We start from the raw sequence: 18496 nt of genomic DNA, 5'->3' as shown, positions 1-18496 counted from the left end.
GCAATAAAAAGGATGCAGAAAACCTGCAGAATCCAAAATTCATTGATATGATCACCAGGGAAATTTCAACAGGTATCAAGTCGTATGTCAATGCCACTTCGGCCCAGCTTCGCCTTGGTTCACTGACTGACTGAACAAAAAAACGGTAACTGCTCACAGGTGCCACAGATTTTTTCAGGCTCTTTTTTTCTATACCTGCTATGCTGACAAAATAGACCGTGAAAAGCTTGGGTGCTGTAGTAAGTAGTTACAAAAAAAAGGGTCACTCCACGAACTGGAGTAACCCTGTTGTAATACTTTATTGTCACAAAAAACGAATAAACCGTTTTTTGGGTTTTATTCTTACAAACCCTTTGCAACCTTCAAACGATTTACAGCCCGCTGCAAAGCTCCTTCCGCCCGTCTTCTGTTGAAATCTTCAATATCCCGACCATCATCAGCAAGCCGCTTCTCTGCTCTTTCTTTTGCGCGCATTGCTCTTTCAACGTCGATCTCTTCGCCAAATTCGGCACTCTCTACAAGGAAGGTGGCCTTATTCTTGGACACTTCACAAAATCCCCCACTGACCATGAGGGATTTTCTTTCCTTGCCATTCTCATAGGTAAGAGTACCAACTTTGATAGTCGACAGAAAAGGCGCATGATTCGCCAGTATTCCGAAGTCACCTCCAAATCCGGGAGCATTGACAATATCAACATCCTCGTTGACCTTTGCTCCATCCGGGGTTACGACTTCCAATCTTATCTGTTGTGCCATCGAATTGTCCTCTCTAGCTGAAAATATGCTTATTCGTTGGACTGAGCGTCTTTGGCAACAGCCTCATCAATAGTACCTACCATATAGAATGAGTTTTCATTAAGATCATCGTGCTTCCCTTCAAGAATTTCCTTGAATCCCTGGACAGTATCGGCAACCTTAACAAATTTCCCGGGAATACCCGTGAAAACCTCTGCCACGGTAAACGGCTGGGACAGGAATCTCTGGATTTTACGGGCTCTGGCAACAACCACCTGATCCTCTTCCGAGAGCTCATCCATACCCAGAATTGCGATAATATCCTGAAGATCTTTGTATTTCTGCAGAGTAACCTGAACACCACGTGCTGTCTGGTAATGCTCTTCCCCGATAACGTTTGGATCAAGAATTCTCGATGTGGAGTCAAGGGGATCAACCGCCGGATAAATACCAAGCTCCGAGATCTGACGGGAAAGAACAACCGTACCGTCAAGATGGGCAAATGTTGTTGCAGGGGCCGGATCCGTCAAGTCATCAGCAGGAACATACACACATTGTACGGCAGTAATGGATCCCTTGGTTGTTGAGGTAATACGTTCCTGCAGTGCGCCAAGATCCGTAGCCAGAGTCGGTTGATAACCAACTGCTGACGGGATACGACCAAGCAGGGCGGAAACCTCTGAACCGGCCTGGGTAAACCTGAAGATATTGTCTACGAAAAAGAGCACGTCCTGACCTTCTTCATCACGGAAATACTCAGCAGCAGTCAGTCCTGTCAGGGCCACACGTGCACGGGCCCCCGGAGGTTCAGTCATCTGACCGTATACCAGTGCGGCCTTCGGCAGAACACCGGATTCCTTCATCTCATTATACAGATCATTTCCTTCACGGGTTCTCTCGCCAACGCCGCAGAACACAGAAATACCACCATGATGCATGGCAATATTATTAACCATTTCCATCATGATAACGGTTTTTCCACAACCGGCACCACCGAAGAGTCCCATCTTCCCTCCAAGCGGAAAGGGAACCAGCAGATCAATAACTTTAATACCGGTTTCAAGAACCCGCACCTCAGTATCCTGCTCAGTAAAAGCCGGAGCATCCCTGTGGATTGGCATAGTTTTGTCAGATGAGATATCACCCAGACCATCAACGGGACGGCCAACAACATTCATAATTCTGCCAAGAGACGCCTCACCTACCGGTATTGTGATCGGCAGACCACTATCCCGAACTTCCATCCCACGGGTCAGACCATCAGTCTGATCCATTGCAATGCATCGACAGACATTGTCTCCCAGGTGCTGGGCAATCTCAATAACCAGATTGTCGGGAGTATCATCAATACCGGGATTGCTGACCATACAGGCGTTCATGATTTCCGGCAGATTACCGGGCTCAAATTCCACGTCGACTACAGGTCCGATAACCTGTATAATTTTTCCAGTTCTTTGTTCACTCATTGGGCCTTACCCCTCCTCAAAGTCTTAAAATCATCTCAATGATAGTTTATTATTTCAGGGCTTCCGCGCCACCAACAATGTCCATAAGCTCATTTGTTACTGCAGCCTGACGGGCCTTATTGTAAATTATAGTCAGATTACTGACTATATCCTTACACGCGTTGGTGGCATTATCCATTGCCGTCATCCGTGCGGCGTGCTCACTGGCACCTACCTCCAGCATGGCATGATAAACGATGACGTTAAGATAAAGAGGTTGCAGTGTATCCATGATTTCCTCCGACGAAGGTTCATAGATATAGTCACCTGAAAGTTTCTTCCCATCTTCTCCATCACCCTCTACGGGCTGGACGGGAAGAAACGGCACAGCCACCGGACTCTGGACGGCAACGGATTTGAATTCGCCGAAAACTATTTCGACCTTGTCCGATTCACCTGCCAGAAATTTTTCGGCCAGATCAGTGGCAATTTCCCGCGCATTAAACATCTGGAAATTAGCCATAATATCACTGTAATTTTTCCTGACCTTTCCGGTTTTCCTGAGTAATTGAAATCCTTTTTTTCCTACACATACAAGGCTCACTTCCTTCCCTTCAGCCTCGTATCCTGCAATCATTTTTTCTACACATTTGACGATATTTGCATTGTAGGACCCACATAATCCTCGATCAGAGGTGATAACAACCAGCTCGACCTTTTTAACATCTCGATTCTCCATCAGAGGAAACGCATCACTGTTTGCTCCTCCAGACAGATTCGACATGGCGTCATTGAACTTTGAAGTGTAGGGCCGGAACGCCTCCATCTTCTCCTGGGCACCGCGCAGTTTAGCCGCGGCAACCATGTTCATGGCTTTGGTGATCTGGGATGTCTTTTTTACACCGGTGATCTTCGTTTTAACTTCTTTTAAACTCGGCATATTTAGACCTATCTATTTATTCTGAAAACCATCCACCTGAAAAATAATTGTTTTTCAGTCGAGACTTTCATTTTCCGTTTTGGCAAGCCTGTCCGACCTGAGTGGCTCAGTTAAGACCTTTGCTCGCTTTGAACGTTTCACCAAAGCTTGTCAACACCTTATCAAGTTTTTCCTTGATGCCGTCGGTAAACTGTTCTTCTGCAACGAGATCAGTGAAAATACTTGGTTCATTAGACTCGATATAGCTGTACAGTTCCTTTTCGTAATCAGCAAGAGTATCCACAGGAAGCGGATCAAGAAAACCGTTGGCTCCCGCATAAATAATAGTAACCTGTTTTTCCATGGGCAGTGGCTGATACTGAGGCTGCTTAAGAATCTCAACAAGCCGTTCACCCCTGGTCAGTTTTGCCTGGGTTGCCGCATCCAGGTCAGAACCAAATGCAGCAAATGCAGCCAGTTCACGATACTGGGCAAGATCAAGACGAAGTGTACCTGCAACCTGCTTCATCGCCTTCACCTGAGCTGCACCACCAACACGGGAAACTGAAAGGCCGACATTGATTGCAGGACGCACACCGGAAAAGAACAGGTTCGGTTCGAGATAAACCTGACCGTCAGTAATGGAAATAACGTTTGTCGGAATAAAAGCGGAAACATCCCCTGCCTGGGTTTCAATAATCGGCAAAGCGGTGAGTGAACCGGCACCGAGTTCATCGTTTACTTTTGCGGCTCTTTCGAGCAGCCTGGAATGGTTAAAGAAAATATCACCAGGATAAGCCTCACGTCCCGGCGGGCGCCTGAGAAGCAGGGAGAGCTCGCGATAGGCAACAGCCTGTTTTGACAGATCGTCATAGATAATCAGGGCATGCTTGCCATTGTCCCGGAAATACTCACCCATGGAACAACCGGCAAAAGGCGCGATATACTGCATCGGCGCAGGATCCGAGGCACAGGCAGAAACGACTGTGGTGTACTCCATGGCTCCGTGCTTTCTCAAGGCTTCCACAACCAGGGCAACCGTTGATTTTTTCTGCCCGACAGCCACGTAAATACAATGGACATCAGTGTTTTTCTGGGCAATGATGGCATCAACACAGAGCGCTGTCTTGCCGATCTGGCGATCTCCAATAATCAGTTCACGCTGTCCTCTTCCCACCGGAGTCATGGCATCAACGGCCTTGGCACCAGTATAGCAGGGTTCATGAACACCCTTCCTGGCAATAACACCTGGGGCAAGTACCTCTATCTTCGAAGAAAGTTCAGAGTTAATCGGTCCCTGTCCGTCAATCGGCTGGCCGATTCCATCCACGACACGACCTTCCATGGCCGGCCCGACAGGAACCTCTGCAATCCTGCCGGTTCGTTTGACAATATCACCTTCCTTGATTCCGGAAACATTTCCTAAAACCGCGCAACCGACATTGTCAGCTTCCAGGTTGAGGGCAAGGCCCATAATACCACCCGGAAACTCAAGAAGCTCCATGGCCATACAATTTTTCACACCGTAGACACGGGCAATACCGTCACCTACCGAGATAACGGTACCAGTCTCGTTAAGGTCAATACTGGTTTCGTACTCCCCTATCTGGTCTTTAATGATTTGACTGATTTCTTCGGCTTTGATCTGCATCTATTCTCTCCCCTTAATGGAATCTTTTAAACCTGCAAGCTGGGTTTTGATGGAACCATCCAAAACCAGATCTCCAACCTTGGCAATTATGCCACCGATGATTGAAGGATCGACAGTGACGGACAGTTCAACCTTCTTGCCTGTTAACTTTTCTAATGTAGCCTGAACACTTTCACGTAATTCATCACTCAATTCTACCGCCGAGATAACACTGCCGTGGCTGATGTTTTTTTCCTCATCGACCATGGTACTGTACTCTTCCGCTATCTCCGGCAGAATCCCGGCCCGTTTCTTCTGAACCAGAAGGCTCAGAAAATTTCCCATTACGGAATCGACTTCCATTGAGCCGATCATACCGGTCATCACCTTTTCCCTGACATCCAGAGGATAAAGCGGGTTTGTCAACGCATCCACAACTTCAGGATTCGTGATAAACAGCCCGGCAAGTCCATTGAGCACTTCATTGTACTCCTCGTACTTCCCCTGTTCCTGTCCTACCGTGAAAATTGCCTTGGCGTATCGCCGTGCGAGGATTGTCTGTTTCACTGTACGGCCCCCACTTTAGCTAAATAGTCTTCAATAATCTTGACCTGATCATCATCGGTAAGATTCTTCACAATAAGCTCTTCAGCCATTACAGCAGCCTGCTCGGCGACTTCATCTTTTAACTGTCGCCTTGCCTCTGTAATCTCATTCTGAATTGCCATTTCAGCGGCACGTTTAATATCCTCGGCAGCCTGTTCAGCCTTTTCAATAATTTTCTTCTTTTCAATTTCGGCCTGGGCAACCGCCCGTTCTACAACAGTATCAATTTCCGATTCAACATTGGCAAGTTTCGCCTGAAAATCATTATAAGACTGTTCGGCGTCAACCCTCTTCTTCTGCAGATCCTCAATCTCATCCTTAATCTGCTTCTGCCTTGCAGCCAGACCGGAACCGATAGGTTTCGCACCGAACTTGACCAGAATAATCAAAAGGGCAATAAAATTGACGACTCTCCAGCCAAGATCCTTGAGCTTGGTAGCAGAAAGGCTCGAACTGTGGGCTTCGCCACCAGCAGTTTCATGACCTTCCGCAGCGACCCCCGCCTCACCATGACCACCTCCGTCCGTCACTACCGCATGACTGTCGGCTGCAGGCGCATGCGCCTCTACCGAAGCAAAAGCGGTGCCCAGGGACAAGGCAAACCAAAGTGCCAACGTAGCCAGGCTTAATACCCCGACAAAGTTTTTCACTCCTCTCATGTTAGAGACTCCTCCCCAGAATTTTACCTGCCATTTCCGTTGCAAACCCTTCAAGCCCTGCCTGCAACTCTTTTCTGGCGCTTTCAACCTGTGATCTGATCTCAGCAAGTTTTTCCTCCTTGCCTTTATCAGCCTCGGCCTTGATAGCCGCCAACTTTTCATCCCCTGCAGCCTGTGCCTCAGCCCTGGCTGTATCCAGAGCAGCTTTCGCCTTTCCAGATGCCTTCGCCATTTTCGCATCGACCTCTTCCTGCCTGAGTTTCGCATTTTTTTCAAAATCCGAAATCTCACTCTGCATTCCCTGCAGTTTTTCAGATCGCTCTCTGAGGATTTTCTTTACAGGTTTGTAAAGAACCCCGTTGAGCAGAAACATGAGAACAACCATGTTAACAATCTGAATTACCAAGGTAATATCCATCGTAATCATGTTGATCGCTCCTGATTAACTTAGATAATAAAAAAAACTTAACATTCATCCAGTGATGAATGATGACCGCGACACGCCTACAGCTATATAAGGGATTGAAAACAGGCAGGAACTCTCTCCCGCACACGCTTTCAAATATCAGTCAACTGTAAAAAAACACCAAAAAACAGGAATACACCATTCAAAAACACTCTGCAGCAAGCTGCACTTCACCTGTTTTCAGGCCCGGAGAAAGAATGAACACTCATTCATAATAGCAAAAAATTCTTACTGTAAATATGCGACTCTGTCAACTTATTTATGTATCTCGTACTCCTCTGCTGAGACGCATATTTACAGCGCGACCAAACCTCCCGTGCAATTACTCACAGGCAGTAAAACCATAGAGTTGTTACCCCTGTGAGTAGTTACACTCCCATATGCGCCAGATAAGCGCAGATTGCGAACCTGCCTGTCTGGGAGGATTAAGGTGAAAATTTTCCGGTAAGACTTATTTCCCCGCCACCATTTCTTCCACCACTGCAGGAGCGGACTCAATAGCCTCGTTCAATCTGTCAACCATCGGACCACCCGCCTGGGCCATGTCAGGCCGACCACCACCTTTTCCACCCACGATTTTCGCGACCCGGTTAACAAGCTCTCCGGCCTTCACCTTTCCGGTAAGATCCTTGCTGACAATGGCCAGAAGTGCAGCTTTACCACCATTATCACCCCCCAGCAGAGCAATTCCTGAACCCATGTTATCCCTGATCTTGTCTCCCACCTCTCTCAGTGTTCTCGGATTATCCAAGGCTATCTTTGCGGCCACCACCTGAATTCCAGCAACAGTCTTTGCGTCTGCAAGGATAGACTGCAGGTCTGAACTTGCAAGGCGTGTGGACAGGTCTGCAATTTTCTTTTCCAGCCCCTTGTTGGTTTTCATCAGCGTCTGCACCTTCGTCACAACCTCATCAGCCGTAGCGTTAAGCAGCCCGCAGATTTCCCTTTCTCTTCTGTAAACACTCTGGGTATGTTCAAAGGCTCTGCTGCCGGCCAGGGCTTCAATCCTCCGTACTCCTGCAGCAATACCTCCTTCCGAAAGAATTTTAAACAATCCGATTTCTCCGGAATAAGCAACATGTGTGCCACCGCAAAGCTCCTTACTGAAATCAGCCATGGAAACCACTCGCACAGCATCCTCGTATTTCTCCCCGAAAAGAGCCGTGGCCCCGTCTCTGATGGCCTCATCCCTGTCAAGGATCTGCGTCGTTACCTGGCAGTTTTCACGTATTTTTTCGTTGACAAGCTGTTCGACAGCTTCAATTTCCTTTTCTTCAAGTGGTGAAAAATGGGTGAAATCAAAACGCAGTCTGTCCGGCCCCACCAGGGATCCCGCCTGTTTAACATGATCGCCCAGCACCTCCCTGAGAGCTGCCTGCAGCAGGTGAGTCGCTGAATGGTGGGCAGCAGTGGCCTGCCGCTTATCCTGATCCACCAGAATTTCAACCATATCCCCTTCCCTGAGAACACCTTCTGTAATTGAAATTTTATGAAGAATTATGTTATCCCCTTCCACAGAAGTGGATTCCACTACACCCCGACCATTATTCCAGACAATTCTGCCACTGTCGCCCACCTGACCTCCAGCCTCTGCATAGCAGGGAGTTTCTTCCACAAACAGTCGTCCGGAGGCTCCTTCATCCAGCTCCGAAACCCTGGCTCCACTGCTGTCAAGCAGGCCACCGACACTTGACTCCAGAGAGAGTGCAGCATACCCCCTGAATTGCGCTTTCAAATTATCACCAGCCAGGGCCTTGACACCTTCATCAAACAGTCTGACTCCTTCATCTTTTCTTGACTGTCTCGATTTTTCTCTCTGATTCTCCATTGCTTGCAGAAATCCGGGCTCATCAAACTCAAACCCTCTTTCCAGAGCAATATCACGCACGATATCAAAGGGAAAACCAAAGGTATCATAAAGCTTGAAAATAAAATCACCCTGGATGCATTTCTGACCTTTGCTGCCAAAACGATTGATTTCTTCATCAAGGAGCGCAAGACCGTGCTCCAGCGTTTCCCTGAACCGATCTTCCTCATTATTAACAACTTTGGAAAGAAGCGAACCCGCATCCCCGAGATGTGGATAGGCTTCAATCATCTGACTGACAACCACCCGGCATACCGCATCCATAAACGGTTTTTCGAGGCCGAGATGTTTCCCGTACCGTACGGCCCTGCGCATAATTCTTCGGAGGACATAACCTCGACCTTCATTTGACGGCAGCACCCCATCGGCGACCAGAAACGTTGTCGCCCTCGCATGGTCGGCAATGACCCGCATGGCGGTGTCGTCCTGTCTGTTCATGCCGTATCCTTTTCCGGACAGGGTTTCGAGCTCTGAAATTATCGGAGTAAAAAGATCGGAATCGTAGTTATTGAATTTTCCCTGGAGAACCGCGGCGACCCTCTCCAGTCCCATGCCAGTATCAATACTTGGTTTCGGCAGCGGTGTCATTGTCCCGTCTTCAGAACGGTTGAACTGCATGAATACCAGGTTCCAAAGCTCCAGAAAACGGTCACAGTCACAGCCAAGCGCACAATCTTCACGCCCACAGCCTGCTTCCACCCCCTGATCAATATGAATTTCGGAACAGGGACCACAGGGGCCGGTATCCCCCATGGCCCAGAAATTTTCTTCTTCACCCATTCTGACGATCCGGCCCTCGGGAAGATCCTCTATCTTTTCCCAGAGCTTATAAGCCTCATCATCATCCTCATAAATGGAAACCCAGAGTTTTTCCGGGGGCAAACCCAGATCCACCGTCAAAAATTTCCAGGCAAAATGGATGGCTTCTTCTTTGAAATAATCACCAAAAGAAAAATTTCCGAGCATTTCAAAAAAGGTGTGATGCCTGGCCGTATAACCAACATTCTCAAGGTCGTTATGCTTGCCACCGGCGCGGACACAGCGCTGACTGGTAGCCGCCCTGACATAATTACGTTTGTCTTCACCCATGAAAACCATTTTAAACTGTACCATACCCGCATTGGTAAACAGCAGGGTTGGGTCATCTTTCGGAACCAGAGAAGAACTTTCCACTACCTCATGATTACTCTTTTTGAAATACTCCAGGAATTTTTTTCTTATTTCATTTCCATTCATGATAATTTCGCTCAAAAATTGTTATATCGTATATGCAACTGCCCATCGGCTCAATAACTCTGCATAACTACCGGCAAAGTTAACAGCTTTGTGTTGTTGTTATCCCTGAACTGTGTTTGCTCACTTGCCAGCCAAAAATGAAGCCAAGTGACCGTCAGAGCTTAACCCCTTTTAATAATATGGGGAAGCACTTCCTTAAATTTTGGAGTTCCCGCTTTACCAAGCAATTCATAGACCAGCATTTCAGCAGGCCCTACAACCCCTCCAAGGCTCTTAATACGCTCAAGCCCCTGAAGATGCATCACCTCTGATCTGGAAGAGACTCCGTCGGAAACAACCCACACGGAAAATCCCCGGTCAAGCAGTCCCATTGCCGTCTGATATATGCAGATGTGGGTTTCCACTCCAACCAGAATCATTGTATCCACCTTTTCCGGCAAATCCCCAATGAATTTTGCCGTCTCCTTATTCTCAAAACTGTTAAACTCAACCTTGTCAAATATCGGCAGATCGCCGACCAGGGATTCAATCGAAGCCACATAGGGGCCAAGGCCTTTTTTATACTGGGTGTTACCAAAAATCGGTATTTCGAGGATCCTGGCACATTCGATCATAAAACCGGTTGTTGCAGCCACATGGTCCGCACCATCTATTTTCGCCATGAGACTTTCCTGGACGTCAATTATCTGCAGGCAGCAATTTTCCGGTGCAAGAAATGTCCTTTCCGTCATTCCCGAATCCTCCAATCATTGTTGAATTTTGACGATAAACCCCGCAAAATAAAGGCCAGGCGCAACTACTCACAAGGGTAACAACTATATGATTTTATTACCTCTGAAGTGTAATTGCTCACAGATGCCACAGAATTTAACAGGCCGTTTTATTCGCTACATCCTTCCTGCACGGGCAAAAGAAACCGCGAGAAGCCTGAATGGCAGTGAATAATTTCGACCAGGCTCCAATAAACTCCTTTCTTTATTGAGATTCAAGGGGCTTCCATGAAAAATAGAGAAAATGAAGGAAAAAGTCGCACAAGGTTAAAGGCCAATGCCATTATCTAAAGGTACTCTGAAAATTAAATTTCATTTTCTGGAACACAGGGATCTGACGAAAAGGCATTTTTTCCTTCAACCAGATCGGTGATCACGGAGGGATCCGCAAGAGTTGAAATATCTCCTAATTGAAGAAAATCATTTGAGGCGATTTTTCGGAGCAGTCTTCTCATAATTTTACCGCTCCTGGTTTTCGGCAATGCGGAAACATACTGTATAGTGGGGTGAGTCACAACCGGACCGATATTTTCCTGAACATATTGACGAATCTCAGAAAGCAATCCCGGGGTCTGTTCAACATTTTTTCCGACCATGACAAAGGCATAAATTTTCTGCCCTTCCAGGGAATCAGCAACCCCGACAACAGCAGCTTCAACAACACTCCGATGAGCTGTCAGCACTGATTCTATCTCAGCAGTTCCCAGCCGATGACCTGATATCATAATCACATCATCAAAACGACCGGTGACCTGAAAATCATGTTCCCCGGTCCTGCGTGCACTGTCTCCGGTATCATACACCCCCGAATACGAAGAGAAATACAGTTCCTGCACACTCGCCCCATCCCCCAGAACAGCCTTCAACATACCGGGCCACGGCTTTCTTATTACAAGACGCCCCCCTTCACCCGGAACTGCTTCCCTGCCACTTTCTGTCAAGACCGCTGCATCTATACCGGGAAGAGGTCTTAAATTTCCCCCGGGACCACACAAGTCCGGATGAACCTGAGGAGCGAGCATAATGCCGCCGGTCTCCGTCTGCCACCACGTGTCAATCACTGGAAGTTTTGCTTGACCGATCTCCTTAAAATACCAGTTCCACTCCTCCGGATTTATCGGTTCTCCCACGGAACCGATAAATCGCAATGATGACAGATCATAATCCGCCGCCAGACCTGATCCGAAATGCATCAGAGCCCGTATTGCCGCAGGAGCGGTATAAAACACTGTTACTCCGAACTTCTCCACAATCTGCCAATACCTGCCGGCTTCCGGATAAAGAGGAAGTCCCTCATAAATCAAAATGGTTGCACCGGCGCCCAGTGGTCCATATACAGAATAGGAATGCCCGGTTATCCAGCCAATATCTGCGGTACACCAGTGAATATCATTTTCACAGAATCGAAAAACCGCCTGGCATGTATGAAGAACATATGTCAGATATCCACCACTGGAATGCAGCACTCCTTTGGGTTTTCCCGTGGACCCGGAAGTGTACAGCATGAAGAGGGTATCCCCCGCATCCATTTCCACAGGTTCACAATACTGCCCTATTTCTTCCCCGGACACCTCCTCATGCCACCAGCTGTCCCTGCCGGGAACCATTGAAATCTCTTTTCCGCTTCGTCGTACCACAATGCAGTTGCTGATGGTTTGGCATTCGTCAAGGGGACCATCGGCATTCGGTTTCAAGGGAATTATCCGCCCGCCCCGGGAGACTGTGTCTGCAGTCACAAAAACTTTTGAGCCGCAATTTTTTATCCTGTTCTTCAGCGCGGCTGAGGAAAATCCACAGAATATCACCGAATGAACAGCACCTATTCTCGCGCAGGCAAGCATAGCTATAACAAGTTCAGGAATCATGGGAAGATAAATGGATACACAATCCCCTTTTTTTACTCCTTTACTCTTGAGTACATTGGCAAATCTGCATGTTTCCGTCAACAGCATCTGATAGGTGTACACTTTTACTTCATCATCATTTTCACCCTGCCAGATAAGAGCCGCCTGATTACGACGACCTTTTTCAAGGTGCCGATCCAGACAATTAAAAGAAACATTAAGCCTGCCTCCTGAAAACCAGGAGACCTCTTTCCTGTAAAAGTCACCTTGAAACACTTCATCCCATTTTCTGGTCCAGCTGACCAGAGTTTCCGCCCTTTCAGCCCAGAATGCCTCAGGATTTTCAAAAGATATATCGTGCGCTTTTTTATATTCCGAAAGACAACCGCCGGCAGAAGGAGAGGATGATTCCTGATTATTCTTTTTTTTCATCAGGTTATTCATGACCCAGGTTGAAAAAACAACTCAGCATAGTCTGAGTATTGCGCCCCGTGATTCAGGTATCCGCTGGATTACGCAACACTTTCTCCGCAACAGAAAATCTACACCAGCGAAGCCCGATTTTGCAAGAATTATTTATTATTTATATCAACATTACTTATTCCGGCTTTTCCTGAAAAAAACTATTTCATTAATCACTATATTGTATATAATTCTCAGCTTGAAACGGTATGTTGCCAGAGCGAAATAAAAACCCTCTTGCAATACTGCCCGTTTCAGCAGTATTTATGTAATTGCTGTTCAAAAACTAACCCTGAATCCATGACGACCTCAGGATTATATATTTCCCGATTACCATGAAACTCAACCGGACTCGAAAATGTGATTTTTAAAATACGCCTCTTCAAACAGACACATCTCCGGGCTTACAGGTTACAGGCCGAGTTTTGTACGTAGGTAAACATATATTGACAAGATATTAACATTCGTCCGATTCTTTTCTTTTTTCAAGAATTACCTCGAATTTAGACTTTACAAATATCAAACAACTATTAAATTAAAAAGTGTAATACCTTTGCCAAGGAGGAAAAATGCAAGACGAACAAATTGATGCAATGTCTAAACTCCTCAAGTCCATGTCACACCCTATCCGGTTGAAAATTCTCTGTCTGCTCCAGGATAAGGAGTTATCGGTGGGAGAAATAAGGGATCAGGTGAAAACCACAAACGCCAATGTTTCGCAGCATTTAAACATACTTCGAAGCCAGGGTATTATCGATTTTCGTAAAGACGCGAATTTCATTTATAACAAAATTACGGACAAGAGGATTCTGGAACTTATCCAGAAAATGCGGACACTCTTCTGCCCAAACTTTTAATGCATGACCAGCGGAAACTGATTGCTGAATCCGTGACGACTTTGTGATTATTTTTCAGGTAAAAACTTGAAAAATTAATGTAAATCCATTGATGGGGGGCATTTGAGAAATTCACTCGCCCCCCGCGGGTCGCACAATGGTGATGCACTGCACAAGTGATCATGCAGATATAATATGCTAATGAGGTAAGAAATGATTATTACGGATTGGGTTCACACCATTGCAGGTTTTTTTATTCTTCTCAGCCTCTCCCTTGGAGTTGATGCCAGCCCTATTTTCGTGAGCAGGTACTGGCTGTTTTTCACAGCGTTCGTAGGGCTGAATCTTTTCCAGTTCGGTTTCACTAAATTTTGCCCGCTGGCATTGATTTTAAAGGCTCTGGGCGTACCCGAGAACAGGTAATAACAACGTTTTAGGCTTCTTTTGTTCGCTTTTCCAATCTGAGCGGGCAAAAGTGACAGTGAAAAGCTGAAGTGCCTGAGAGTGATTACCTGTTCTCCCGGATTTAAATCGGCAGAATATGATATTCCTCAACAGCACGGTGCATCCCTTCCAGGACCTGCCCTGTCCTGCCGTCAATTGATATCGGATCTCCGAATCCGATTTTCAGACCGGCAATCTCGCAGTACTGCTCGACTTCATAGACCTGCAGACTACGACAGCCGACCACACATGTTTTTCCCAGGCGTACTGCAACTACAGACGCATGGGATGTCTGCCCACCCCTGGAAGTCAGCAGACCATCCGCCAGACTGACAACTTTTATGTCCTCCGGAACAGTATCCTGCCTGATAAGAATGAGTGGTATCTCTGGATTATTCTCACGCAGTTCCCTGATGTTTTCCTCCGTAAAAACAGCGCGACCGGAAAGTGCTGAACCGGAAACCCCAACACCCTGCCCAAGGTGCGCTTTTTTCAGCTCAGGAGTTTCCTCAAAGACATTGAGATGTTCCTTTTTCTTGATAGTAATCATGTCCCTGGTCTGAAGAAGATAAAGATCCTTCGGCTCCGGCCCTTCGAAGGTGAATTCAATCTCCTGGGGATTCCATCTCTTGTTATAGACAAGATCCCTGGATATTTCGAGAAGCTCCTTGTAAATTTCCGGAAAACGGTTCTCCAGAGTTTCTTCCAGCGATCGCCCGTCAAGTTCGGCCTGTTCAATGGAAATGGCACAGCTTGTCACCAGGCCTGAAACAATATCCTCACCCTGATCACCATAGGCATAATCCCCCCAGAGGGCTACCCGCTGCACTTTTCGATAGGGATGAGCAGTAAAAACAACTCCGGAACCGGCATTTTCACTCCTGTTGCCAAAAACCATGGCCTGGACAATTACTGCTGTTCCCCAGGAATCAGAAACATCCATGATTCTCCGGTATTCCATTGCCTTATGAGTCTCCCATGAATCCAGCACAAGTTCAATGGCATTCACAAGCTGCAGCCAGGGATCGTCGGGGATTCCAATACCGCGTTGACGAATCAGTCTCTGATAGGAAAGAGCCAGTTCCTTCATCTGTTCCTTTGAAAAATGACGTTTCAGGGTAACATTATGCCGGGCCTTGGCCTCATCCATCAGGACCTGAAAGTCCTCCCTTTTCATACCGGAAATCATTGCCCAGGACTGGAGAAAGCGCCTGTAATTATCCCAGGCCAGGTAGGCATTACCATTCTGGGCTATACACTCCTCAATAAGTTCCTCATTGTAGCCTATGTTGTGCACTGTAGCCATCATGCCAGGCATTGAAATCGCACCGCCTGAACGAACGGAGAGCAGGAGCGGTGCCTTTGGTGAACCGAATTTTTTACCTGCCCGCTCTTCTATTTCATTGAGCGAATTACGAATACGTTTCATAAATTCGCCACGGGTCTGGGAATAACCAAAGACAATTTCCCGGCACCTGAAAATTTCCGTTGTGATGACAAAGGCGGGAGGAACCGGCTTCTTCTCTGCCGTCAACGTCGCCAGATTAAACCCCTTGTTTCCCAGGTGAATCAGGTTATTGGTGAATGGATTGAGATCATGAAGTGGCGATAATCCCCTGTCCGGGTTATAGGTCATCAGCAGATCGAGCTTTTTCTCGTCCAGCAGATCCTTCTGGCTCTCAAGAGTCTGAAGAATGCGGAGAATAAAATTATCGAGATGCTGCAGACCAAAAGTAGAGGAAATCAACTCCCGGAAAAAGAGCTCTGATACCCGCTGCACCGTCCCCGTCATGTCCTCTTCATCATAGAGGTTCCGATACTTGTTCAACAAATTTTCAGGATCAATCTGGGGAATGATAATTGAGAGATTGTTCTGATGGATATTGGTGTAAAAGGCATACATAATATCCTTTACGCCTTCCGACATGCCCCGGAAAATATCAAGATACTGGGTGTAAGAGAAGCGCGGGACCTTCAGGGAATTCTTCAGCAATGCAAGAGATGTGGACAGACGCCGGGAAGTGATACCGTCAATTTCCAGGGCCTGCAGGTACAACTTGATACATCGAACAATATTATAGAATGTCGCCTGGGTAATGATGGAAAGATTCACCGTTTCCGGCAATTTTTCCAGGTAAAGATTGGCCAGGTTCTCAAGCCGGAAAGTAAGGCTTAAGGCGTCAAATTTCTTTTCCCTGTACCGCCCGTAAACAGAAGGGATGTCCACGGCAATATGCCTTTTATAATAAATATCTTCCCTGGCCTCGAATTTTTCCTCAGAGAGGATTATCTCCTTCAAACTCTCCAGAGTGGAAAGCAGTGCTTCAAGACACTGTTCCGTATCGGCATGTTCAAGCTCATCCAGGAGTTGTTCTATCTCGGGAAATCCCTCACCAGCAGCCCGGTTCAGCTCGGTTCGAAGCTGTTGAAAACCGAGATTATACTTCCTGTGCAGCAATTTATACATCCGCACAAGAAGAGCAAACCTGCGCACCTCTTTTTTATCCAGATCCTCCTGACACGCAAGGAATTCTTCTATGGCCTCCTCATCCTCCAGCAGGATATCTTCAACTTCCCTGATTTTCTTTTCACGCCAGAACCGCTCACTGAGAATATACTGGTTATCAATGAATTTCCCGGAGTCTTTTACCTGGGAGTAAACCTCCTCGGGCAGGTAAGGTGACAGAACGACCTTATTTTTTGATTTCCAGAACAGAAAAATTGCCTGAATGAAATCAACTATCAGGTTTGAACTCTCAACGTGCCCCTGCTTGCGCAGAAAATGGATGAGAATATCCTTACGTCTATGCAGTTCATCAAGTTCGGTGGAGACGTCACGCAGTTCCCCTTCCGAACCTATCTCGTTGAAAAACACCGGCATCAGCTTGGTGAACTGCTTGGCCAGGTTATATATCGGCTCAATGGGATGATTGAGCAGTTCCGTTATATCCCGCTGAAAAAGATCAGTATCCTTGATGCAGGTCCCGGTCAGTTTCAGGTGCATGATCAGGGCGGAAAACAGGGTGGAACACCACTTGGGCTCCCGCATGATCAGGTGGAGCCAGACCCGGATATTGGCAAGATGGGCGGGGTTAGACAAAGGCTGCCAGTTTTCATCAACCCCAACCACATTGGCATGCTGAAAACCAAAACGCACTACTCCCCAGAGAAAGGCCTCAACCATACGGCTGTTGCCACGGTCGAATACCTCCCCCCCCAGCACCTGAATGCACTGCAGAGAGGTATGCGGATATTTTTTGACATTGGCCTTGAGCAACTTGAATGTCGTGAGAAGAAACTCCTCGATTTCCTCAAAACTCTGTTGCCTGATCAGCTGAACAAGACTGCGATTAATCTCCCGGAGTGTCTCCTCATGGATAAGATAAAGCCCCCGGGTATCCATAATTTTAAAGAGAAAAAGCAGCTTCCTGTTCTCATTAAAAAACGGAAGGTGATTCCCACCCGACCCGTCAAGGCGTCTCAGTTCATCTTCAGCCGCAGCAAGTTTTCCCGGCATTGATCTGTAGTATTTCACAATATCAACATGAGCCGGTAACTCCAGAAGCAGTTTCAATTCAGCCAGACCATCTCCCTCCACCTCAAGGAACTCGAGAATCGCCAGATGTTCCTTCATGGTTTCATGGGAGATGGGAATAAAAAGGCGGGTAAGACGGGAATCTTTTTCTGCAATGGCACAACGGTTCAGGAACCAGTCCAGGGGATCGTCCTCATTGAGCCAGTAAGCATAACAGCGACGGAAAACCCGGCGGATCAACTCCACCAGGGGCAGACAATCGTAACGGTCATGGCGGGTTTCCACCATCTGCAGCAATCGTTTTGCAATCCTGGCCACCGGATGCTGACCATGAACAATATGCATCATAACCGGGCCGTCTTCCGTATCAAAAGCTGCCAGACGACGAAATATTCTGTTAATAACCGGTCCCAGTGCCTCAAGGCCTGCCAGGTCCGTAGCCTCAATCATTTTGTCGACCCAGACAAGCAGACCGCCGATGGCCTGGGTTAATAAAGAGGAATCACGACGACTATCTGAAATCGCATCAAAAAAAAGATCCGCAAAGAGATTCAGACAGTCCTGCCCTTTTTCGCTGACAAGGTAATGTTTGAAATTTTTCAGGACAAAGCTTCGCAACTGGGGCAGGATAATTCTCCAGTTGCGAAAGGGGTGACATATTTCATAGAGCAGTTTTTCCAGGGTAGAATGAAGTCCCTTGAAATCTTCAACAACATCCAGCAGGACAAGGAGCTCAGCGTCTATCTCTACCCGTCCAGCCGTCTCAAGCAGATTGGCTTTGAGCGCATCCGATTCTATGACACCATCCATATTTTTTAAGTTTACGCTTGATTTGGCAGCCATTGTACTCCCTGTGACCAATTACCCTGGGTGAATTACACCTGAATTCTGCATTTCAGGAAATGTAAAAATGGGGCATTTTTTACATTTTTCCCGGACTGAGCGATTGATGATTATACCGGATCCGGAGTCGCACAGGCTTGCTTACCTGCTTCGTTATCAATGGCCCGGCCAATAGGCCGGCGCCATTGACCCTCGATTA

At 47.1% G+C, this 18496-nt stretch carries 13 protein-coding genes; 2 read left to right on the top strand and 11 right to left on the bottom strand.

Features of this window, described 5'->3' with window-relative positions; translation table 11 throughout:
• Positions 1–342: 342 nt before the first annotated feature.
• From ACXLDX_RS11920 to acs, 10 genes are all read right to left on the bottom strand, one after another.
• Complete coding sequence (locus ACXLDX_RS11920; protein WP_457577408.1) at positions 343–756, bottom strand: F0F1 ATP synthase subunit epsilon; 414 nt, start codon at positions 754–756, stop codon at positions 343–345.
• Positions 757–785: 29 nt separating this feature from the next.
• Entirely contained in the window at positions 786–2201 is a 1416-nt protein-coding gene (gene atpD / locus ACXLDX_RS11915) for a F0F1 ATP synthase subunit beta (RefSeq protein WP_457577407.1), read from the bottom strand.
• 49 nt (positions 2202–2250) lie between these two features.
• On the bottom strand, positions 2251–3120 hold the full coding sequence (gene atpG / locus ACXLDX_RS11910; RefSeq protein WP_457577406.1) for an ATP synthase F1 subunit gamma: 870 nt from the start codon (positions 3118–3120) through the stop codon (positions 2251–2253).
• A gap of 106 nt (positions 3121–3226) precedes the next feature.
• Positions 3227–4750, bottom strand: coding sequence for a F0F1 ATP synthase subunit alpha (gene atpA, locus ACXLDX_RS11905; protein WP_457577405.1), 1524 nt, complete (start codon positions 4748–4750; stop codon positions 3227–3229).
• Entirely contained in the window at positions 4751–5296 is a 546-nt protein-coding gene (locus ACXLDX_RS11900) for a F0F1 ATP synthase subunit delta (protein WP_457577404.1), read from the bottom strand.
• Positions 5293–5994 (bottom strand): F0F1 ATP synthase subunit B, encoded by a 702-nt coding sequence (locus tag ACXLDX_RS11895; RefSeq protein WP_457577403.1) that lies wholly within the window; start codon positions 5992–5994, stop codon positions 5293–5295. Before ACXLDX_RS11895 ends, ACXLDX_RS11900 begins: the two co-directional genes overlap by 4 nt.
• A 1-nt stretch (position 5995) precedes the next feature.
• Positions 5996–6421, bottom strand: coding sequence for a F0F1 ATP synthase subunit B (locus tag ACXLDX_RS11890; protein WP_457577402.1), 426 nt, complete (start codon positions 6419–6421; stop codon positions 5996–5998).
• Positions 6422–6911: 490 nt separating this feature from the next.
• A complete protein-coding gene (gene alaS, locus ACXLDX_RS11885; RefSeq protein ID WP_457577401.1) occupies positions 6912–9563 on the bottom strand; it encodes an alanine--tRNA ligase in 2652 nt (883 codons plus the stop codon).
• Positions 9564–9724: 161 nt separating this feature from the next.
• Complete coding sequence (locus tag ACXLDX_RS11880; protein ID WP_457577400.1) at positions 9725–10294, bottom strand: isochorismatase family protein; 570 nt, start codon at positions 10292–10294, stop codon at positions 9725–9727.
• Between the two features lie 344 nt (positions 10295–10638).
• Entirely contained in the window at positions 10639–12621 is a 1983-nt protein-coding gene (gene acs, locus ACXLDX_RS11875) for an acetate--CoA ligase (protein WP_457577399.1), read from the bottom strand.
• A 587-nt stretch (positions 12622–13208) separates the two neighbouring features.
• Here acs and ACXLDX_RS11870 point away from each other — a divergent pair.
• Entirely contained in the window at positions 13209–13496 is a 288-nt protein-coding gene (locus ACXLDX_RS11870; RefSeq protein WP_457577398.1) for an ArsR/SmtB family transcription factor, read from the top strand.
• 192 nt (positions 13497–13688) lie between these two features.
• On the top strand, positions 13689–13898 hold the full coding sequence (locus ACXLDX_RS11865; protein WP_457577397.1) for a YgaP family membrane protein: 210 nt from the start codon (positions 13689–13691) through the stop codon (positions 13896–13898).
• Between the two features lie 103 nt (positions 13899–14001).
• Here ACXLDX_RS11865 and ACXLDX_RS11860 read toward each other — a convergent pair whose 3' ends face one another.
• Positions 14002–18297, bottom strand: coding sequence for a PEP/pyruvate-binding domain-containing protein (locus tag ACXLDX_RS11860; protein WP_457577396.1), 4296 nt, complete (start codon positions 18295–18297; stop codon positions 14002–14004).
• Between the last annotated feature and the right edge of the window lie 199 nt (positions 18298–18496).

The organism is Desulfomarina sp. (genome assembly GCF_054039375.1).
This window is presented reverse-complemented; position numbering and strand designations above follow the sequence as displayed.